This is a genomic window from Nocardia arthritidis NBRC 100137 (assembly GCF_001612765.1).
GTDB classification, from domain to species: domain Bacteria; phylum Actinomycetota; class Actinomycetes; order Mycobacteriales; family Mycobacteriaceae; genus Nocardia; species Nocardia arthritidis.
On record NZ_BDBB01000001.1, the window covers coordinates 232,596 to 252,513 of the forward strand.

General features: G+C 68.4%; 21 protein-coding genes and 1 pseudogene. 15 read left to right on the forward strand and 7 right to left on the reverse strand.

Annotated features, from left to right (window positions below; translation table 11 throughout):
• Positions 1–78: 78 nt before the first annotated feature.
• Positions 79–852: a TMEM165/GDT1 family protein gene (locus NA8_RS01050; RefSeq protein WP_084466419.1), complete on the forward strand. Its 774-nt coding sequence runs from the start codon at positions 79–81 to the stop codon at positions 850–852.
• Positions 853–1,165: 313 nt separating this feature from the next.
• On the opposite strand, the pseudogene NA8_RS35645 reads toward NA8_RS01050, so the two are convergent.
• Positions 1,166–1,594: pseudogene (locus NA8_RS35645) on the reverse strand (TetR/AcrR family transcriptional regulator); the annotation flags it as partial.
• Here NA8_RS35645 and NA8_RS01060 point away from each other — a divergent pair.
• Entirely contained in the window at positions 1,569–2,336 is a 768-nt protein-coding gene (locus tag NA8_RS01060) for an SDR family NAD(P)-dependent oxidoreductase (protein WP_040864299.1), read from the forward strand. The pseudogene NA8_RS35645 and the gene NA8_RS01060 overlap by 26 nt on opposite strands.
• A gap of 61 nt (positions 2,337–2,397) precedes the next feature.
• On the opposite strand, the gene NA8_RS01065 is transcribed toward NA8_RS01060, so the two are convergent.
• The 3 genes from NA8_RS01065 to NA8_RS01075 form a co-directional block, all read right to left on the reverse strand.
• Positions 2,398–3,216 (reverse strand): class I SAM-dependent methyltransferase, encoded by an 819-nt coding sequence (locus tag NA8_RS01065; protein WP_063048431.1) that lies wholly within the window; start codon positions 3,214–3,216, stop codon positions 2,398–2,400.
• A gap of 175 nt (positions 3,217–3,391) precedes the next feature.
• Complete coding sequence (gene htpG, locus NA8_RS01070) at positions 3,392–5,350, reverse strand: molecular chaperone HtpG (protein WP_063048432.1); 1,959 nt, start codon at positions 5,348–5,350, stop codon at positions 3,392–3,394.
• Positions 5,351–5,377: 27 nt separating this feature from the next.
• The gene (locus tag NA8_RS01075; protein ID WP_174550022.1) at positions 5,378–7,060 is read right to left on the reverse strand and encodes a TM0106 family RecB-like putative nuclease; all 1,683 of its coding nucleotides are present in this window, start codon (positions 7,058–7,060) and stop codon (positions 5,378–5,380) included.
• A 225-nt stretch (positions 7,061–7,285) separates the two neighbouring features.
• On the opposite strand from NA8_RS01075, the gene NA8_RS01080 reads away from it, so the two are divergent.
• The 9 genes from NA8_RS01080 to rraA all read left to right on the forward strand — a co-directional run bounded on the left by NA8_RS01080 (position 7,286) and on the right by rraA (position 12,908).
• On the forward strand, positions 7,286–7,930 hold the full coding sequence (locus NA8_RS01080; protein WP_063048433.1) for a DUF6474 family protein: 645 nt from the start codon (positions 7,286–7,288) through the stop codon (positions 7,928–7,930).
• Between the two features lie 14 nt (positions 7,931–7,944).
• A complete protein-coding gene (locus NA8_RS01085) occupies positions 7,945–8,481 on the forward strand; it encodes a hypothetical protein (protein ID WP_063048434.1) in 537 nt (178 codons plus the stop codon).
• Positions 8,482–8,517: 36 nt separating this feature from the next.
• On the forward strand, positions 8,518–9,177 hold the full coding sequence (locus NA8_RS01090) for a YcnI family copper-binding membrane protein (protein ID WP_063048435.1): 660 nt from the start codon (positions 8,518–8,520) through the stop codon (positions 9,175–9,177).
• Positions 9,174–9,713: a copper resistance CopC family protein gene (locus NA8_RS01095; protein ID WP_084466421.1), complete on the forward strand. Its 540-nt coding sequence runs from the start codon at positions 9,174–9,176 to the stop codon at positions 9,711–9,713. The genes NA8_RS01090 and NA8_RS01095 overlap by 4 nt, the downstream gene beginning before the upstream one ends.
• A gap of 50 nt (positions 9,714–9,763) precedes the next feature.
• Positions 9,764–10,672, forward strand: a complete 909-nt coding sequence (locus NA8_RS01100) for a CopD family protein (protein WP_063048507.1) — start codon at positions 9,764–9,766, stop codon at positions 10,670–10,672.
• 33 nt (positions 10,673–10,705) lie between these two features.
• A complete protein-coding gene (locus NA8_RS01105) occupies positions 10,706–11,161 on the forward strand; it encodes an SRPBCC family protein (RefSeq protein ID WP_063048436.1) in 456 nt (151 codons plus the stop codon).
• 183 nt (positions 11,162–11,344) lie between these two features.
• Positions 11,345–11,719, forward strand: coding sequence for a DUF5313 family protein (locus NA8_RS01110; RefSeq protein ID WP_063048437.1), 375 nt, complete (start codon positions 11,345–11,347; stop codon positions 11,717–11,719).
• Between the two features lie 49 nt (positions 11,720–11,768).
• Positions 11,769–12,134 carry a DUF5313 family protein gene (locus NA8_RS01115; protein WP_063048438.1) on the forward strand — a complete coding sequence of 122 codons (366 nt, stop codon included), beginning with the start codon at positions 11,769–11,771 and terminating at the stop codon, positions 12,132–12,134.
• 234 nt (positions 12,135–12,368) lie between these two features.
• The gene (gene rraA / locus NA8_RS01120; RefSeq protein WP_439957355.1) at positions 12,369–12,908 is read left to right on the forward strand and encodes a ribonuclease E activity regulator RraA; all 540 of its coding nucleotides are present in this window, start codon (positions 12,369–12,371) and stop codon (positions 12,906–12,908) included.
• A 50-nt stretch (positions 12,909–12,958) separates the two neighbouring features.
• Here the strand turns inward: rraA and NA8_RS01125 are convergent, their stop codons facing one another.
• A complete protein-coding gene (locus NA8_RS01125) occupies positions 12,959–13,177 on the reverse strand; it encodes an RNA-binding S4 domain-containing protein (protein ID WP_063048440.1) in 219 nt (72 codons plus the stop codon).
• Positions 13,178–13,479: 302 nt separating this feature from the next.
• Between NA8_RS01125 and lysX the strand changes: the two genes are divergently transcribed.
• Together lysX and NA8_RS01135 are read left to right on the forward strand one after the other, a co-directional pair.
• The gene (lysX, locus tag NA8_RS01130; RefSeq protein ID WP_063048441.1) at positions 13,480–16,803 is read left to right on the forward strand and encodes a bifunctional lysylphosphatidylglycerol synthetase/lysine--tRNA ligase LysX; all 3,324 of its coding nucleotides are present in this window, start codon (positions 13,480–13,482) and stop codon (positions 16,801–16,803) included.
• A 99-nt stretch (positions 16,804–16,902) separates the two neighbouring features.
• Complete coding sequence (locus NA8_RS01135; protein WP_063048442.1) at positions 16,903–17,115, forward strand: hypothetical protein; 213 nt, start codon at positions 16,903–16,905, stop codon at positions 17,113–17,115.
• A 70-nt stretch (positions 17,116–17,185) separates the two neighbouring features.
• On the opposite strand, the gene NA8_RS01140 is transcribed toward NA8_RS01135, so the two are convergent.
• Positions 17,186–17,764, reverse strand: coding sequence for a Uma2 family endonuclease (locus tag NA8_RS01140; RefSeq protein ID WP_063048443.1), 579 nt, complete (start codon positions 17,762–17,764; stop codon positions 17,186–17,188).
• A gap of 87 nt (positions 17,765–17,851) precedes the next feature.
• On the opposite strand from NA8_RS01140, the gene NA8_RS01145 reads away from it, so the two are divergent.
• Both NA8_RS01145 and NA8_RS01150 read left to right on the forward strand, forming a co-directional pair.
• Positions 17,852–18,466 (forward strand): histidine phosphatase family protein, encoded by a 615-nt coding sequence (locus tag NA8_RS01145; protein WP_063048508.1) that lies wholly within the window; start codon positions 17,852–17,854, stop codon positions 18,464–18,466.
• 112 nt (positions 18,467–18,578) lie between these two features.
• Positions 18,579–18,911 carry a hypothetical protein gene (locus NA8_RS01150; protein ID WP_063048444.1) on the forward strand — a complete coding sequence of 111 codons (333 nt, stop codon included), beginning with the start codon at positions 18,579–18,581 and terminating at the stop codon, positions 18,909–18,911.
• Positions 18,912–18,977: 66 nt separating this feature from the next.
• On the opposite strand, the gene NA8_RS01155 is transcribed toward NA8_RS01150, so the two are convergent.
• Positions 18,978–19,877, reverse strand: coding sequence for a cutinase family protein (locus tag NA8_RS01155; RefSeq protein WP_063048445.1), 900 nt, complete (start codon positions 19,875–19,877; stop codon positions 18,978–18,980).
• Between the last annotated feature and the right edge of the window lie 41 nt (positions 19,878–19,918).

Below are 19,918 nucleotides of genomic sequence, written 5' to 3' on the forward strand. Positions count from 1 at the left end.
CCTGGACAACCATTTCGTTGTCGGCCGGAGCCCCACATCTCCGACCGGCAGGCCGGAGACCTGGGAGAACCGCCACACATGATCGCCACCGTCTTGCTGAGTGTCGGCATCGTCTTTCTCGCCGAAGTGGGTGACAAGTCCCAGCTGATGGCGCTGACGTTCGCGCTGCGCTATCGCTGGTGGGTGGTGCTGGGCGGTATCGCGACGGCTTCCGCCGCGGTCCACCTGATCTCGGTCGGCGTCGGTCACTTCCTCGGCGCGGCCCTGCCCACCAGAGCGATCGCGCTGGTCGCCGCCGTCACCTTCCTGGCCGTCGGCCTGTGGACCCTGCGTGAGCACTTCGGCCCCGGCGATGAGGATCCGGAACCGAAGACGCCGAAGGCCGCCGGGGCGCCGTTCTTGGTGGTGCTGTCCGCGTTCCTGCTCGCCGAACTGGGCGATCGCACCATGTTCGCGACCGCCGCGCTGGCCACCGACTACGACTGGGTGGGCGTCTGGCTCGGCTCGACCATCGGCATGGTCGCCGCCGACGCGCTCGCCATCGCGGTGGGCATCCTGGTCGGCAAGCATCTGCCGGAGCATGCCATCGGCATCGGCTCGGGCCTGCTTTTCCTCTTCTTCGGCTCGGCGACCCTGCTCGGCGCGGCCGCACCGGCCCTCGGCGGCGCCGCCGTCGCCGGACTCGCGGCCCTGGCTCCGGCGCTGGCCGGTGCGGTGCTGCTCACGCGAATGGCTCGCCGCACGAGTCCAGCGCGGCTCCATACAGTCCGCCACCCCGGCGCAGCAGATCCAGCAGCGGTTCCCGCAGCGCGGGCAGACCGTCCACATCCCCTGCCGCGATCCGAGCGGTGACCATCGAACCGATAGCCGCGGCCACGGCCTGACATGCGAAGCGCTGCGGCTCGGTCCGAGCGTCGAGCACGTCGGCGATCAACTCGACGAACCGCTCCAGCAACCGGGCGCGGCGCGCGATGGCCGCCGACCCCACGGCGAACACCTCGACCAGGAACAGCCGCGCGCTGGCCGGGTCGTCGACCAGATACTGGAGATAGGCGCGAAGGATCCGGTCCATGCGGGTGATGGCGTCCGCGTCGTCTTCCGTCCCGGTGGCCGCGGCGATCCGGTCGAGCAACAGCTGCACCGCACGCTCGTAGGCTGCCTCGAAGCAGTCCTCTTTGGACCGGAACTGCTCGTAGAAGGTCTCCCGCGACACGCCCGCCCGTTTCAGGATCGCCGCGACGGACGTTCCGATATATCCGTTCTCGGCCATGGCCTCCGCCGTCGCGACGAGGATCCGCTCGCGCTGCGAGGCGATCACCTGCTCTCGCGGCAGGCCGTGCCTGCCGCGGGGCAGACGTGCGCTGAGGGCCGATTCGGTCATACGGTGACTCCGGTGTTCGGTGGAGCTGAACTGGGCTGCTTCATTCTGCGCGGTCGGGTCCGCAGACCGGTCGAAGAGGGTGCGCGCCGGGAACGAGTCGCGGGAGCCGTGCAGGGCCGCGCGCCGCGCACCGGTTAGGGTGCAATTGACGAAAGGCCAACTGGCTGTCACGAACGAGAGGACCATCGTGGAGATTTCGGGTTCCGCCGCCATTGTCACCGGAGGCGCATCGGGCCTCGGCGCCGCCACCGCCAAGCGTTTCGCCGAACTGGGCGCCACCGTCTTCGGGCTCGATGTACCGCAGTCGATCGAGCGCGCGGGCGACAACGTGCCCGCCGGGGTCACCCTCATTCCCGCCGATGTCACCAGCAACGACGAGGTCGCCGCGGCCGTCGCGCAGGTCGTCGAGTCCGGCGCGCCGCTGCGCATCGTGGTCAACTGCGCCGGCGTCGGCTGGGCGGGCCGCATCCTGTCCAAGAACGGCCCGCACGACCTGGAGCTGTTCCGCACGGTCATCACGGTGAACCTGCTCGGCACCTTCAACGTCATGCGACTGGCCGCCGACGCGATCGCCAAGACCGATGCCGTGGACGAGTACGGCCAGCGCGGCGTCGTCATCAACACCGCCTCCGTCGCGGCGTTCGAGGGCCAGATCGGTCAGATCGCCTACTCGGCCTCCAAGGGCGGTGTGCACGGCATGACCGTTCCGGCCGCGCGTGACCTGGCCCAGTTCGGTATCCGGGTGAACACCATCGCCCCCGGCATCATCGACACCCCGATGCTGGCCGGCGTCACCGAGGAATACCGCAAGGGCCTCGAGGCAGGGGTGCCCTTCCCGTCCCGCCTGGGCCGTCCGGACGAGTACGCGCAGCTGTCGCAGTACATCGTCGAGCACGACTACCTCAACGGCGAGACCATCCGCATGGACGGCGCGCTGCGCATGGCGCCGCGGTAATCCCGCTGCGCTACTCCGGCAGCGCGCGGCCCCTCCTGGAAGGGCCGCGCGCTGCCGTCTTTCACGCCTGCGGTTTGTGCCCGATGCCGAGATAGGCCGTGGTGGACAACGGGTAGTTCGGCCGGTACTTCTCGGCGAGAAACGCTTTCATGACGGCGGCGCGCCGACCCCAGACCTCCGCGCTCACACTGTGGCGCATGAGCTCCAACGGGGCGCTACTGCGCACCATGGCCTCCCACATCTCTTCGGGGCTGCCGAACGTGAGCGCGATCGAATGCCGCTGAATGGACACCGCCTCGAAACCCGCGCCGCGCATCTCGGATTCGAAGACCTCCGGATTCTCCAGGCTCAAGAAGTTCGGTTGCGGCTCCTGGATGTTCGGGTCGGCCGCGGTCAGGGCGCCGAACATCATCCGCATCAGCGGTGAGTCGGCGATCGGCGCCCAGCTCGACACCACTGCGGTGCCGCCCGGCCGCAGCACCCGGAACAGTTCGGCGAAGCCACGAGCGCGGTCCGGGAAGAACATCAGGCCGAACATGGAGAACCCGGCATCGAACCGGTCGGACTCGTACGGCAGATTCTGCCCGTCGCCCACCCGCGCACGGATGTTCGTCAGCCCGGCGGCAGCGGCGTCCTTCGCCAACCGGGCGATCATCGACTCCGCGAAATCGATCGCCTCGACCTGCGCGACCTGGCCCGCGGCCAGCAGACTGAGCGTGCCCGGCCCGGCAGCGACATCCACGATCCGCGACACCGGTGACAACGAGGCGAACTCGAGCGCCCGCGCCGAGAACGGTCGCATGATGGTGGGCGCGAACTCGGCGTACCCGTCGGCGACGAGATCCCATGGCTCGGCGACGGCAAGCGGGTTTGCGGACATGTTGTGACGATCCTTTCAGGCATCCACATCTAACCGCGCCACCCGGGGGCATACTCCCCAGTCCTGCGAATATGCCACCTCGACGGTCACCGTAACCGAGAAATGGCCGAAACGTCGCCGACCGCACCGGCCGCGACCGGAGAACCTCGACGTGGTCCTCCGGTCGCGGGCGGGTTCACAGCGTGCGGGTCAGCCGATCGGTAAGGATGTGGGCGAAGTGCGCCGGATCCTTCAGCTCACCACCCTCGGCGAGCACCGCCGTGCCGAACAGCAGTTCGGCGGTTTCCGACAACTCGGTCGCCGTGCCCGCGTCGGCCTCCTCCTTTTTGGCGGCGTACGCGTCGCGCAGGCCCGTGACCAGCGGGTGGGCCGGGTTCAGCTCCAGAATCCGTTTGCTCTCCGGCAGCGCCTGCCCCGAGGCGCGGTACATCCGCTCCAGCATCGGCGTGAAGTCGAACACGTCACCGACCAGGCAGGCCGGGGAGGTGGTGAGCCGGTTGGTCAGGCGCACCTCCTTGACGTTCTGCTCCAGCGCCTTGCCAAGCCACGTCAGCACCTCCGCGAAGTCCTTGTCCTGCTGCTCACGCAGCGCCTCGGAGGCCTTCTTCTCCTCCTCGGTCTCCAGATCGACCTCGCCCTTGGCGATGGACTGGAACGCCTTGCCGTCGAACTCCGGCACCGAGCCGACCCACATCTCGTCGACCGGGTCGGTCAGGATCAGCACCTCGCGGCCCTTGGCCTTGAACGCCTCCAGATGCGGGGAGCTCTCGACCTGGTGGCGGGTCTCGCCGGTCATGTAGTAGATCGTGTCCTGCCCCTCGGGCATCCGCTCCACGTACTGGGCCAGCGTGGTCAGCTCGGTCTCGGAGTTCGTCGAGGCGAACGAGGAGACCTGCAGGATGGTCTCGCGGTTGTCGAAGTCCGAGAGCAGGCCCTCCTTCAGGACGCGGCCGAATTCCTTCCAGAACGTCTGGTAGCTGGTCTGGTCCTCGGCGCCCTGCAGATCCTTGACCGTGGACAGCACCTTCCGCACCAAGCGCTTGCGGATCATCTGGATCTGGCGGTCCTGCTGCAGGATCTCGCGTGAGACGTTGAGCGACAGGTCCTGCGCGTCCACCACACCCTTGACGAAGCGCAGGTACTCCGGCATCAGCTCTTCGCAGTTGTCCATGATGAACACCCGCTTGACGTAGAGCTGCACACCGCGCTTGTGCTCGCGGGTGAACAGGTCGAACGGCGCGTGCGAGGGGATGAACAGCAGCGCCTGGTACTCGAACGTGCCCTCGGCCTTCAACGGGATGATCTCCAGCGGATCGTCCCAGCCGTGGCTGACGTGCTTGTAGAACTCCTTGTACTCCTCGTCGGAGACCTCGCTCTTGGGGCGCGTCCACAGCGCCTTCATCGAGTTGAGCGTCTGATCCTCGAGGATGGTCGTCTCCTTGGCGTCCTCACCCTCGCCCTCGGTGACGGTCCGCTCCACCTGCATGCGGATCGGCCACGCGATGAAGTCGGAGTACTTCTTGACGATCTCGCGCAGCTTCCACTCCAGGGTGTAGTCGAAGAGGTGATCCTCCTCGTCCACCGGCTTGAGGTGAAGCGCGACCGACGTGCCCTGCGGGGCCTCGTCCAGTTCCTCGATCGTGTAGGTGGAGCTGCCCGCGCTCGACTCCCACCGGGTTCCGGTGGTCTCGCCCGCGCGGCGGGTGGTCAGGGTGACCTTGTCGGCCACCATGAACGTCGAGTAGAAACCGATGCCGAACTGGCCGATCAATTCCTCGGCCGCGGCCTCGGACTTCGCCTCGTTCAGCTTCTTGCGCAGCTCAGCGGTACCGGACTTGGCGAGGGTGCCGATCAGGTCGACGACCTCGGCGCGCGACATGCCGATGCCGTTGTCCCGTACGGTCAGGATCCGGTTGTCCTTGTCGACCCCCAGCTCGATATGCAGGTCCGAGGTGTCGACGTGCAGATCCTTGTCCCGGAAGGACTCCAGGCGCAGCTTGTCCAGCGCGTCGGAGGAATTCGAGATCAGCTCCCGCAGGAAGGTGTCCTTGTTGGAGTAGACGGAATGGATCATCAGCTCTAGCAGCTGATGTGTCTCTGCCTGGAACTCGAGTTGTTCGACGTGCTCTGTCACGTCGGCGATGGTACAGCCGCGCTCGGACTACGTGGCCGAAGGTGGCACCGCGGCGTAATCCGGGACGGCGCCGTGCGATCGCGGATCGGTAACCGGCCGGAAGTCGGCGAGACCGGGAACCTCTTCGTCGGCACGCGTGGTCATCCATTCGCGCAGCACCTGGGTGGCGCGCACGTCGTCCTCGTTGTACTCCAGCAAACGGGTGCGCTGGGTCTGGTCGGGCGCGCCGTCGTCGTAACCGACCGCGAGCCGATACCAGCTCATCGACGCCTCGCCGCTCGCCTCCGGATCGCGCCACGAGAACCCCGCGACCGGCGCGATCTTCTTCAGTCCCTTGCCGTTCGGGCAGATGAACTGGTCCGACACAGCTTGGAACATGTCCACCCATTGCGGTCCGTCCACGAACGCGCGTACCTGCTCCACCGTCGGCACGCCCGGGCGGCCCGCGAACCGGCGCGCCGATTCGTACAGCCACTTGTCCTCCGCCGTCCGCGAATAGCAATACGCGGCAAACGTTCTGCCCGTGGCCGCCGCCTCCGCGCGCACCGTCATCAGCCAGGTCCAGAACTCGCCGAAGGAGCGGCCCTCGTCCTCGGTGGGCAACGGATCCCAGGTGACGAACGGGCGGTACACGCCGTTCAGCAGCGTTCCCCACAGGTACGCGCCGTATTCCTGGAAACTCTCCAGGTCGACGTCGACCTCGACGTCCGCTCGTCGCACCCGAACCTGCTCGACCCGCCGCACCAGCGGCGCGCCCGCGATCCACGCCCGTGCCGTCACCACGGCCTCGTCGAACGGGCCGTGCTGCCAGTCCTCGGGTTCCTCGCCCACCCAGGCGGCGAGTTCGTCGATGGTCTCGATGTCGTGCCTGCGCAGTACCTCGGCGCGGGAGCCGGGCGCCACCAGGCTGACGTCGCGATGTTCGATCAGCCAGCCCTCGCAGCTCGGTCCCTCGACCCCGCGCGTCCACCACGGGCACTGCCTGCACTCGGGCACTTTGGAGGGAATGGTGGGCAGCTCGCCGCGCACCACCGCGATCCGGTCGGCGTAGCGGCGGTCGTAATCGGCCAGCAACGGAGCCAGATCGTGGACCAGGATGCGATCGAAGTCGAAGCCGATCACGCCGCCGACCAGCGCGGGGCTGGCCAGGCCGTGCCGTTGCAGCATCCGGTGCAGATGGGCGAGCCGCTGCTGGTCGCGCGGCTGCTGTCGGAGCTTGCGGTGCGGATCCGGCTGCGGATTCCAGCGATAGGGGTCCGAGGTGATGGGGTGGAAGTCGGCCCGCTCGGGTTGACGCGGATCGGTCACCTTGTGGTTCACCACGATGATCGGGATGTACCCGCCGCGATCGGCGTCGCGCAGCAGGATCTCCGAACCTCCGCGCCTGCCGGTGTCCGGCTCCTGTGGCAGCAGGCCGCCCCAGATGTGCTGTGCGCCGATCTCGCACGCGCGCATCGTCGCTTCGGCGCGCTCGGCGGCGCGCAGTCCGGGATCGATCACCACCCAGGCATCGGGGTCCGCGCCGACCAGCGCGTCGCGCACCCGGGAGCGGTGGGCGACGGCGGCATCCCGGCGCTGGCGTACGCCCGCGTCCTCGGCGATGCCCATCAGTGCGTCGGGGTGCGTAGCGTCCAGACGCAGGCGATGGCGGCAGCCGATCAGCGCCCTGGCATCGATGAAGGCGGTCGGCGCGCCGGTGGCCCGATCCACGGCCGTTCCGTCGCGCTTGAGACCGTCTTGGTCACCGATGTCCGAATCCACGCTAAGCAGTATGGTCCCTACCCCCGACAGTGTTGAATTCCAGCGCCTGGGCCGCACTACCCTCGTAGCTGACACCGCGGACCCGATAGGGTGGCGGCAAACCGTGTGACATGGGCGGACGGGCTTCCCCGGCGCCGTACTGCCATGGCGAACCAGCATGACGGAGGGCCTTCGATGGGGTTGTTCACGAAGCGCAAGCGGCGGCCGAGCCGCAGGGCCGAGGCGAAAGCCCTCAAGCACAAGGCCGCGATCGAGGCCAGGCTCGCCGCGAAGAACGACCGCAAAGCGCGCCGCGCCGAGGCGCGCACCCAGCGCAAGGTCGCCAAGGCGCAGATCGCGGCGTTCCAGGCGGAGGAGAAAGCCGCGCTGAAGGCGGCCGCCAAGGCCGAGCGCGATCCGTTCAGCGCCGGCCAGGTGAAGAAGTACCTCGGCGTGGCGCGTGTGCTCATCCCGGTGCTCGCTCCGCTCGCCTACCGCGGCGCGACCTTCCTGCGCGGACAGCTCGACACCCGCCGCGCCCAGCAACTCGGCGTGGGCGTCGACCAGCTCGGCGACTTCACCGGACACGGCGCCAAGCTGCAGGCGCGCATCACGAATGCCGAAGCGGCGCTGCTGAAGGTCGGCGCGCAGAACGGCAAGGACAAAGGCGAGACGCAGAAGTTCGTCGCCGCCACCAAGGACCGCCTCGGCAGCCTGACGGCCGCCGTGCACACCGCCGACCAGATGCCCGCCAACCGCCGCCGTTCGGTGCACGCGTCGATCTCGCACGAGCTGTCCGGGATCGAGTCCGACATCCTGGCCCGGCTCGGCGTGCGCTGACCTTCCCTCCCTCGATGGCCCCGCACCCGATCACCGGCCACCTGCGAGGTGGCCTGGTCGGCGTGTTGGTCGGCGTACTCGCCGTGGCGGCGCACGGAGCAGCGGGTGGCGGGGCGCCGGGCTCCACCGAGTTGACGTTGCTGTTGCTGATCGCCGCCCTGGCCGGCGCGGCCGCGGGAGCCGTTCGGGCGTGCCCGCGCCCGTCCGTCCCGGCCGGGCTGCTCGGCGCCGGCCAGCTGCTGAGTCACGCCGCACTGTCGGTTCTGCTCGGCCACGACCACGCGGGGACCGGCTCGACCGCAACGGCTTCCCCGCTGCCGACCGGATGGATGCTGCTCGCGCACATCGCCGCGACGGTCGGCTGCGCGGCATTGATCGTGCTCACCGAGCGGCTCTACGCCGCCGTCTCCAGCGTCCTGCGGGCGTTATCCGCTCCGCCGCGCCCCGCGCGGATCGCCGGTTCACCGCCCTGGCCGGATCCCGATCTCCTGCCCCATCGCTGTGCTCCGCTCGGTGCGCTCGGCCCCCGCGCGCCGCCGGTGTCGGTCTGATCCCGCCACCCTTCCCTTCGCACAAGAGGCTTCAGCATGCACAGCTCGATTCCGCGCGCCGTCGCAACGACGGTCACCACAACGGCACTCGTCCTGCTCGCAGGCGGCACCGCCGCGGCCCACGTCACGGTGGACGCTCCGGGCGCGACCCAAGGCGGATACACCGTCGCCACCTTCCGGGTGCCCACCGAATCCGACACCGCGAGCACCACGGCGCTCACCATCACTCTGCCCAACCTGAAATCGGCTCGGACCGAATCGATTCCCGGATGGTCGGCCAAGGTCGAACGCAACGACAAGAAGGAGGTCACCGCGATCACCTGGACCGCCGACCCGGGCGCGCCGGGCATTCCGCCCGGTCAGTTCCAGCGTTTCGCGGTCTCCGTCGGCCCGCTGCCCGCGCTGGATTCGGTCAGCTTCCCCGCCAAGCAGACCTATTCCGACGGCAAGGTGCTCAGCTGGGATCAGCCGGTCGGCAAGGACGGCGACGAACCCGAGCACCCGGCCCCCTCGCTGACCCTGACCGCGGGCAAAGCGAACGCGGCGGACGGGCACAAGGTGAGCAGCGAAGCCGAAGCGGAAGATGACGACCACGACGACGAGACGGCCCGCTGGCTCGGCGGGATCGGTCTCGCGCTCGGCCTGCTCGGTGTCGCGCTCGGCCTCGGCAACGTGATCCGCGGGCGGCGCGCATGACCCGCCGCCTCCTCGCCGCCGTGGTGGCGGGCCTGTTCCTGCTCGGATTCGGTATCGCCGCAACGGGAGTCGCCGCCGCGCACTCCGCGGCGACGGGAAGCGTCCCGGAGGACAACGCGACCGTCGACGCCGGTCCGGAGCGCGCGAGCGTCACGTTCAACGAGGAACTGCAGCCCAGCTTCCCGTCGCTCACCGTCGTGGGGCCGGACGGCAATCTGTGGTCGAAGAGTGAGCCGGTGGTCGACGGCAACACGGTCAGCGTGGCCCTGGGCGAGCTGGGGCCGGTCGGCGAGTACACCATCGCCTACCGGGTGACCTCGGCCGACGGGCACCCGGTCAGCGGCAAGCGGCACTTCACGCTCGGCAAGCCGGGCAACGGCACGCCGGGACCGAAACCCCATGCGAAAGCCAAGGACGGCTCGGACGGCTCGGACGGTATTCCGCTGTGGGTGTTCGTCGCCGGCGCGGTCGTATTGTTCGGCGGCGGGCTCGCGTTCGCGTTGTTCGGCGGCAGGAACCGCGACTCCAAGCGGTGAACGACGTCAAGATCGGCGGCCGGGGTGGCGCTCGGCGCGCTCCCGGCCGAATGCCCTGGCCCGTACTGCTGCTGACCATCCCCGCCGGGCTGCTGGGCGTCGCGCTGGCCTGGATTCTGATCCGGCCGGTCCCGTTGCCAGGGGAGGCCGTGGTCCGGGTGGTGGCCGATGGCGTCGGGGCGACCGCGCTCGGCTTGGCCGCGCTGCCCAGGGTCGCGCCGCGCTTGCGGACGCCCTGGCGGCTACTGGCGGTGCTCGCCGGGATCTGGGCGGTAGCCGAGTTCGCCGTGCTGGTCTTCGAGGCCGCCGACGTGGTCGGCGTTCCCGTGCGCGAACTCGGCGCCGGGGAGTTCGGCACCTATCTCGTCGACGTCAGCGGTGGGCAGGTCGGAATCGCGATTCTGGTCGGCGTCGCGACGGTGTCCGGTGGCTCGGCGCTGGCCTTCCGGCGGCCCGGGTCCGCCTCCGCCGACCTCGTCCTGGTGTTCGCGGCGGTCGCGCTGGCATTGCGGCCGATCACGGGGCACATGTCGCAGCAGACGTTCGGCTCCGTGCTCGCGGCGGTGCACGCCCTGGCGGCGGGCGCCTGGTTCGGGTTGCTGATCGCGCTGGCGCTGGTCGTGCGCACCCGCGGTGAGTGGGCGGTCGTGCTGCCGAAGTATTCGGCGGTGGCGCTGCCCCTGGTGGCGGTCGTGGCGGTGACGGGACTGCTCAACGGACTGATCCGGGTCGGCGGGATAACCCCGTTCGTCAGCACCGGTTACGGCAGGATCCTGCTCGCCAAGACCGTGGTGCTGCTCGGGTTGCTCGCCCTCGGCTGGTGGTGGCGGCGCAGTTGGGTGCCGAAGGCGGCGGATCACCGGATGGACGCGAAGGACTCGCTGCGCCGTGCGGTAGCCGAGGTAGTCGTGATGGCGCTCGCCTTCGGGCTCGCCGCGACCCTGGCGGTGACAGCCTGAGCCGTATCGCCGGAGCCCGGTTAGGGTCTGCGCATGACCGAAGTGAAGATCGTCGAGGATTGCATGGCCTCGGCGGAGTCCGCGTTCGCCTACGTGAACGATTATCGGAACCTGTCGCGATTCCTGCACGGCATCCAGTCCTTCACCCCGGCCGGTGAGCAGACCGAAGGTGTCGGCGCCACGTTCGACGGGCACATGAAGCTGGGGCCCGCCTCGCTGAAGTCGCGGATCCGAGTGGTCCGCTGGGAGAGGGACTTCGCGATCGGCGTCGAGTCCATCAAGGGTTTCGACGTCTCGTCCACATTCCTGTTCCACGACAAGGGCGAGGGTTTGTGCACCGTCGACGCGATCGTGGACTACTGGGTGCCCGGCGGCCTGGCGGGCCGCGCCCTCGGTAAGACCATCGAACCGTTCGTCAAGATCGCCGTGCAGCACACGACCCACAACTTGGTCACCGGGATCGCCGCGTTCCACGCGGACTCGGTCTGATCCGTTGTTCGATTCGCCGCGCCTGCGGCGCATCACCGTGTTCGTCCGGAGGGTCGCCTCCAGACCCGATGGTCGCGGTCGGTCGAGACCTATGGCGCCGGCCGAGCGCCTCGGGATGGCATGTCGCTCGCGGCGCGATGGGATCGGTTGCGCCGATGGTGGCGGGGTGGGGATGCTGTAGGTGTGAGCGCTACACCCTCGTTCGGACAGCGGATCGGCTACGTCTTCGGCCGCACGCTGCCGGAATCGATGTCCGAATGGGTGCGGGAGGATCTGGTCGGTCCCGGCGCCACGCGACGTTATCTGCTGCGGTTCCTGGTACCCGTGCTCCCGGTGCTCATGCTGTTTCTGCTGCTGCCCGGCCCGTTGTGGATGGGTTTGGCGATGATGGCACTGCTGTACATCCCGCTGGTCTACTTCACGGTGGCGTTGCTCTACGTCTACCGGCGTCATCGGCTGATCAAGCACGGTCTCGACCCCGCGCTCGCGGACGCCGACGCCCGCCGCCGCGGCGAGCGCGAACGCCTTGATTACGAGCGCAGGCACGGACGCGCCTGAGCCGCAGGATACCTAGCGGTGACTTATGCCACAGGAATAGCCTAGAGACATGAGAACCCCCACGTTTCGGCAGCGGATCGCCTACGATCTCGGCCGCGAACTCCCCGAGGAGCTACACGAGTGGGTCACCCACGACCTCGTCGGCCACGGGGCCATGGAGCGCTATCTCGTCCGTTTCCTCGGGCCGATCATCCCGTTCTTCGCATTGGTGCTGCTGTTCCCCGGACCGTTGCCCCTGAAGGTCGGCTTGATCGTGATGATGATCGTCCCCCTGGTCGTCTTCACGGTCGCGCTCAGCTACGTCTGGCGCCGCTTCCGCTTGATCCAGCACGGCCTCAGCCCCGACCTCGTCGACCACGGCAAGTACACCGACCACGATCGCGACCTGTACGAATTGCGCTACGGCCACCGATAGCTCCGCCCACCTCCCACACCGCGCACCGAGCAACCACGCGCGAGGGCGAGGCACGTCCACCTGGGCCGCCCACCCAGCTCGTTGCAGCGCTCGTGATGACGCAGCAAGCACCCGGGACAGCCGAGCCCCGGGTAGTGCGATCTCCGCCTCACACCACCCAACCGGCTCAACGCCCGGTTTCGAGCGAAGCCAGACCGAGCATGCGCCGTTCGCGGCCCAGCTCGGATGCGAGCCATGAAGGGGTCGCGAACACCCAGCGCCACAGGCGCTGGAAAAATAGACACCGTGACCGAATCGCAGAATGTAATCGCCACCGCCGACCTGGCCGACGAGATCGGCCCGGAGATCCGCAGCTGCGACACGCAGTTCATCCAGTTCGGCGGGCGTGCGTCGTTCTCCGGACGCATCACCACCATCCGGTGCTTCCAGGACAATCTGCTGGTGAAGCAGACGCTCGGCGAGCCGGGCGAGGGCAAGGTGCTGGTGGTCGACGGCGGCGCGAGCGTGCACACGGCGCTGGTCGGCGACATCATCGCCGGGCGCGGCGTCGAGAACGGCTGGGCGGGCGTCATCGTCAACGGCGCGGTCCGCGACTCCGCCATCCTGCGCACCCTGGACATCGGCATCAAGGCGCTGGGCACCAACCCGCGCAAGAGCACGCAGTCCGGTAGCGGCGAGCGCGATGTGCCGGTCGAGTTCGGTGGGGTCACCTTCGTGCCCGGAGAGGTGCTCTACAGCGACCACGACGGGATCGTCGTGCGCGCCGAGGACTGAGCGGCTCGGCGGCGCGCCGGATCGCTCCGGCCGCCGCCCCGAGCCCGCGATCAGGCGGACACGACCGCCTTGTGACCGGCAATCGCGACCACATCGCCGATGTGCAGTTGCCGCCCGCGCCGCAGTTCCACCTCGTCGTTCACCCGCACCAATCCGGCGGCGATCACCGTCTTCGCCTCCGAACCGGATTCGATCAGGTTGGCCAGCTTCAGAAACTGGCCGAGCCGAATAACGTCGTCATCGATCGGCACTTCGACTGGTTCCGACATGAAGTAAATACTTACTCCCCCATCCGAACTCGCCGAACACCGCCCCGTCCTCTCAGCGATCTCTGGGCAACTCGAGCCCGGCCATCCGCACCGCGCGGAAATCCCACCGACGAACCGTATGCATCGAATTCACGCCGATTTGATCGGCCACTCCGCCCAGGTCAGCGCGGAATCGGGAAAGTCGGCGTTCGGCTCTGCCCGGCAACGAACACACCGCGAAGAAGTCCGCCCGCGCAAACACCGCACAAACACGCGCGCCGCAGGCTTGGCAAATCCGACACACTCACGTACACACTGGTTCCGTGACCTCCACGCAAGCCCAGCAACACCTCGACACCGCACCACGCGCGGATAAACCGACTCCGCCGGTTCCCCACCGGGGTCACGGACGACTTTCGGAAGTGCCGCATATCGCGGGGTTGACGCTCGGTGTATTCGCGGCGCTGTGCTTCCTTTGGAGCCTCTCGCCGGGTCTGCGTTTCCTGACCCAGGTGCCGCGCCGCTATATCGATACCTATTACTTCGACGCGCCGGACACGAACCTGATGTGGGCGCTTGTGGTCGGTCTGACGGCGGGCGCGATAGCCAGCCGCAAACGTATCGCCTGGTGGTTGCTGACCGGTTACCTCGCGATCTACACGATCGTCAACGGCGTCACCTTCGCCGACCGGGGCAGTATCCACGCGCTGGTGGCGATGGTGCTGCATCTCGCCGTGATCGGCGTGCTCATCGCGGCATGGCCGGAGTTCTACACCAAGGTGCGCCGCGGCGCAGGGTGGAAGGCGCTCGGTGTGCTGGCGGGTGGCCTCGCGATCGGCGCTCTGCTCGGCTGGGGCCTGGTGGAATTGTTCCCGGGTAGTCTCCCGCGGGGCGTGCAGCGACCGGGCTGGGCGATCTACCGCGTGACCGCGGCGGTGCTGGCGGACAACGAGCACTTCGACGGGCATCCGCCGCCGTTCGTGAATTTCCTGCTCGGACTGTTCGGCGCCGTCGCACTGCTGGCCGCGGTGGTGATCCTGCTGCGCTCGCAGCGGGCGGCGAACGCGATGACCGGCACCGACGAATCGGCCATCCGCGGGTTGCTGGAGCGTTCGGACGTGGAGGATTCCCTCGGCTACTTCGCCACCCGCCGGGACAAGGCGGTGGTGTTCGCGCCCAGCGGCAAGGCGGCGGTGACCTACCGGGTGGAACTGGGTGTCTGCCTGGCCAGTGGGGATCCGATCGGCATCCGCGAGGCGTGGCCGCAGGCGATCGATGCCTGGCTGCGCCAGGCCGATCAATTCGGGTGGGCTCCGGCGGTGATGGGCGCGAGCGAACTCGGTGCGACGGCGTACCGCCGGGCGGGTCTTTCCGCGTTGCGCCTCGGCGACGAAGCCATCCTGGACACCAGGAACTTCTCACTGGCCGGGCCCGAGATGAAGCCGGTGCGGCAGGCCGCCAACCGGCTGCGCAAGCACGGCGTGGCGGTCCGTATCCGCAGGCACCGCGATATCCCCGCCGAGGAATTCGCCCGGATCATCGCCCGCGCCGACGCCTGGCGCGACACCGAGACCGAGCGGGGGTTCTCCATGGCGCTGGGGCGATTGGGCGATTCGCTGGACGGCGACTGCTTGCTGGTGGAGGCGGTCAACCCACAGGAGCGGGTGCTCGGCATGCTGTCGCTGGTTCCGTGGGGACGCACCGGTGTCTCGCTGGAGCTGATGCGCCGCGACCCCGGTGGCCCCAACGGTGTGATGGAGCTGATGATCTCGCAGCTCGCGCTGAACTCCGAGCAGTACGGCATCACCAAGGTGTCGCTGAATTTCGCGGTCTTCCGCGCGGTGTTCGAGGAGGGCGGCCGGATCGGGGCCGGTCCCGTGCTGCGCTTGTGGCGCGGCGTGCTGCTGTTCTTCTCCCGCTGGTGGCAGCTCGAGGCGCTGTATCGCTCGAATGTGAAGTACCAGCCGTACTGGGTGCCCCGGTTCTTCCTGTTCGAGGAGCGCAGGCAGCTTCCGCGCGTCGCGGTGGCCAGCGCGCTGGCCGAGGGCTTCTTGCCGCGGTTCGGCAAGGAGCCCGACACCGCGTCGCACACCGGCGAGCACACGGCGGTGCCCGCCACGGTGACGGGCCTGCACGCGGACGGCAGCCCGCCGGACACCGCCGAGGTCGACGGTGCGGAGCAGCTTCCGCGCAGGCCCGAACAGGTCCGCGTGCGCATGGACAAGCTGGCGCGCCTGGCCGAATCCGGCATCGATCCCTACCCGGTGGCCTACCCTCCGACGCATACCGTCGCCGATGCGCGCCGCTCCCCGCGCGGCACCACGGTCCGGGTGTGCGGGAGGTTGCTGCGCATCCGCGACTACGGTGGGGTGATCTTCGCGGTGGTCCGGGACTGGACCGACGACATCCAGCTGGTCATCGATCGCGACCGGGTCGGCACCGCACGCAGCGCCGAATTCGGCGAGTTCTTCGATCTCGGCGATCTGATCGAGGTGAGCGGACAGATCGGGGCGAGCAGGCGCGGTGAGCTCTCGCTGCTCGCGGCGGACTGGCACATGCTTGGCAAGTGCCTGCACCCCCTGCCGGACAAGTGGAAAGGGCTGGCCGATCCCGAGGCCAGGGTGCGGCAGCGCTATGTGGACATGGCGATCAACACCGAGATCCGCGAGGTGCTGGCCAAGCGGAGCGCGGTGGTGCGCTCGCTGCGGGACTCCTTGGATTCCCTCGGTTACCTGGAAGTGGAGACGCCGATCCTGCAACAGGTGCACGGCGGCGCGAACGCCACGCCGTTCGTCACGCACATCAATGCCTACGACCTCGACCTGTACCTGCGGATCGCACCCGAGCTGTATCTGAAGCGGCTGTGCGTCGGCGGTATGGAGAAGGTGTTCGAGATCGGGCGGACCTTCCGCAACGAGGGCGTCGATTTCAGCCACAACCCCGAGTTCACCATTCTCGAGGCCTACGAGGCGCACAGCGACTACGAGCGCATGATGCACACCTGCCGAAGGCTGATCCAGAACGCCGCGATCGCGGCCAACGGCGCCATGGTGGCATTACGGCCCAATGGGAACGGGACCTTCGAGGAGGTGGACATCTCCGGCGAGTGGCGGGTGCGGACGGTGCACGGCGCGGTGTCGGAGGCGATCGGGGCCGAGGTCACCCCCGAGACCGGGGTCGAGGAGTTGCGCGAACTGTGTGAGAAGGCGGGGGTGCCCTATCAGCACGGCTGGGACGCGGGCCAGGTGGTGCTGGAGATGTACGAGCACCTGGTCGAATCCCGTACCGAGGAGCCGACGTTCTACATCAACTTCCCGACTTCGGTGTCCCCGTTGACCAGACAGCACCGCAGTATCGCCGGCGTCACCGAACGCTGGGACCTCGTCGCCTGGGGCGTCGAACTCGGCACCGCCTACAGCGAACTCACCGATCCGGTGGAGCAGCGCCGCAGGCTCACCGAGCAGTCGCTGCTCGCGGCCAACGGTGATCCGGAGGCGATGGAGCTGGATGAGGACTTCTTGCTGGCGCTAGAGCACGCCATGCCGCCGACCGGCGGGCTCGGCATGGGCGTGGACCGGATCGTCATGCTGATCACCGGACGCAGCATTCGCGAGACACTGCCGTTCCCCTTGGTGAAACCTCGCTGACCGGGGCTTCGTCGTGGAAGGGTCTCCGCGAGCGAATCGGGCCGCTACCCTTGGAGATTCGGCCCCGGGAGGAGGCCGCTACACCGTAAGGGGCTCGATATGTACCTTGACCTGCTGACGAACGCGAGTTTGCTGGACCACACCGTGTGGGCCAGCCCCGACACGTGGAACTCCGCGCTCGAGTTGGCCGCCAAAAAGAAGAAGAGCAGGGGCGGGGGCGGCCTGATCATCGGCGCGATCTGCTGCCTGCTGGTGGTCGCGCTGATCATCGGCGGCATCTACCTGCTGGCCAAGCGCAAGAAGAACACCTAGCGGCAGACATCGACGGCCCGGCTCGCGCGAAGCGAACCGGGCCGTCGTTTCCCGCTGTCTACCGACCGGCTCAGAGTCGATCGATCTCGGTCAGATCGATGTCCATATCGAACGGCACGGTCAGCTTCAGGCGATCGTGGTGAATCCCTGTGAGCGCGTAGGTCTTCGTGGCCGGATCCAGTTCGTAGACGTAGACGACCGGGCGGCCGTCCGCGTTCTCGACTCGCCAGAAGTGAGCGATTCCCGCGCGGGCGTACAGCTGCGGTTTGCGCTCCCGATCGCGCGTACGCGATTCGGCAGAGACGACCTCCACGGCGAGAACGACGTCATCGGCCCTATACGAGGTCAGTTCCGGACCGCCGTCGCGCTCGGCCTGGATGACGATCAGGTCCGGCTCCGGGCGCTGGTCCCGGCCGAGTGTCACGGTCATTTCCCGCCGCACCCGCAGGTGGTCCGGAGCCAGACGGCGCAGTACGGAGTCGAGCAGTGTAATCACCAGCATGTGGAACTTCGCCTGCGGGCTCACGAAGACAAGACTCCCGTCGATCAACTCGGTGTGCGGGGGAAGGTCTGGCAGGCGGTCGAGATCCTCGGCGACAAATCCGCCCGGCGGCGGGCGCAGCCACTGCGGAAACGGCTCGAGATTCATGCTTCGAGTATGTCACCCCGAATGTGCCGGTCATCGAGACCACAGGCCGGATGAAGTGAGTCATGGGCATGCGGCAGAGTGGGGCGGGTGCAGTTGATTCTCGTTCGCCATGCTCAGCCCGTCCGGATGTCGAGTTCGAGTGGGCCCGCCGATCCGGAGTTGGCCCCGGTCGGGGTGGAGCAGGCCGAGCGGGTGCCCGCGGCGCTCGGTCATCACCGGATCTCCCGTGTCGTGAGCAGCCCGCAGCGCCGGGCCAGGGAAACGGCGGCACCGACCGCCGCGAAGCTGGGTCTCGGCGTCGACGTCATCGACGGACTCGCCGAATACGATCGCGATCTGCCTTCCTACATCCCCATCGAGGATGCCAAGGTCGAATTCCGCGACGCCTATGACCGGATCAAGGCCGGGCATCTTCCGGTGCAGATCGACGATGCGGCATTCAAGGCCAGGGTGCACGCCGCCGTCTCCGATGTCGTCGCGGCCACCGCTCCGGCGGACACCGTGGTCGTGTTCGCGCACGGCGGTGTGATCAACGTGCTGCTGCAAGAGGTCCTCGCGCTGGAAAGGCCGCTGACCTTCCCCATCGACTACTGCTCGATCACCAGGATCCTGTTCTCCCGCACGGGACGCCGCACGGCCGCCACCATCAACGAGAACGGGCATGTCTGGGATCTCTTGCCGCGCAATATCGGCCCGCGCTGAGCATTCACAGCCGAGTGCCAGGCCGGTCGCATCGATTTGCCAGTGACACGATCTGAAATAGGACACGTGAGCCGCTCCGAACGCGGCCCACGATCCGAAAGAAAGGAACTTCGTGTCGCTCTCCGAAACCGCTACGCCGCTGCGGCGTCTGGCCCGGGTCGCCGTGGCCGGCGCGCTGATCGCCGTCCCGCTCGCGGCCCTCGCGTCGACCGCGTCCGCCGAAACCCCCGCCGACCAGGGCCAGGTACAGCTGGTGGACGCGCCGCGGCAGGGCGCCGACATCGATGGCGGGCCCGGTCATTTCGAACGTCACGAACGGCATGACGGGCCGGGTCGTGGGCCGGACGACCGCCCCGACTGTGGGCCGGACGGCGGCCCCGGGCCGGATGGCCCACGGCACTTCTACAAGTTCGAGCATGTCCTGCCGCCGACCGGCTCGAGCTAGTCGTTCCGCCCCAACGAAAAGGCCCACCTCCGAGTTCGGAGGTGGGCCTTGTGTTTCAGCGGTGGCTCAGGCCATGCCCGCGATCCAGTTGTGCATCCACGAGATGGCGGTCTGACCGCCGCCGACGGGGTAGCTGCCGTACAGGGTGTGGGACTGCGACTTGTAGAACCGCTCCAGGTCCTTGGCCCGCTGCTGGGTGGCCGAGTCGGTCAGCTGCGCTTGCAGGACCGGGACACCGCCCGAGGACATCAGGTCGCCGAGGATGTTGCCCGCCTCGATCTGGTAGCGCCACATGTTGGCGGGGTTGGCGTCCGACGCCTGGGCGAGGAAACCGGCGAACCGGGTGACGAAGTCGTCGGTCGCGGTCGCGCAGTAGAGGTCGTCGAGCGCGCAGATGGTGCGGGTGCGATCGCTGACCCAGCCGAAGCCGCCGACCCGGGGACCGCCCGCGCCCGCGCCCGGAGCCACCGGGCCGACCTGGACGTCGGTGGGCGACCGGCGCGGATCGGAGATCAGGCCGACACCGGCGACGCGATCGGCAGGCACGACGCTGAGGCCGGTGCCGATCTCGGCGGCCAGATCGCCGGCGGCGTCCGCGCCCTGGCTGTAGCCGACCAGCGCGATCTTGGTCGCGCCGCACTGCTGCGCCATGTTCGCGATCAGGCCGCGCGCGTTGTCGACCGCCTCCTTCTTGGAGTTGCCGTAGACCTCACCTTCCCAGGGGAAGGCGGTCGCGGCGTAGGTCACGTAGTCGACTTCCGCGGAAGCGGGCAGCCCCCGAGTCACGCCGGCGAGCATGCCGGGCTGCGGGGTCTTGTCCCGCCCGGTCTCCCAGGTACCCGGGATCGCCACCACGTACAAGCTCGGGCAACCAGGAGCGGCGCTCGCCGACCCACTGCCGAAAACCAAGCCGGACATCACGGTCGCGGACGCGCCCAGAGCCGCGACGACCTTCTTCCACTGCATACCGCTCCAAACCTCGCCCTCGTCGAACTTCCCGCCGAGTT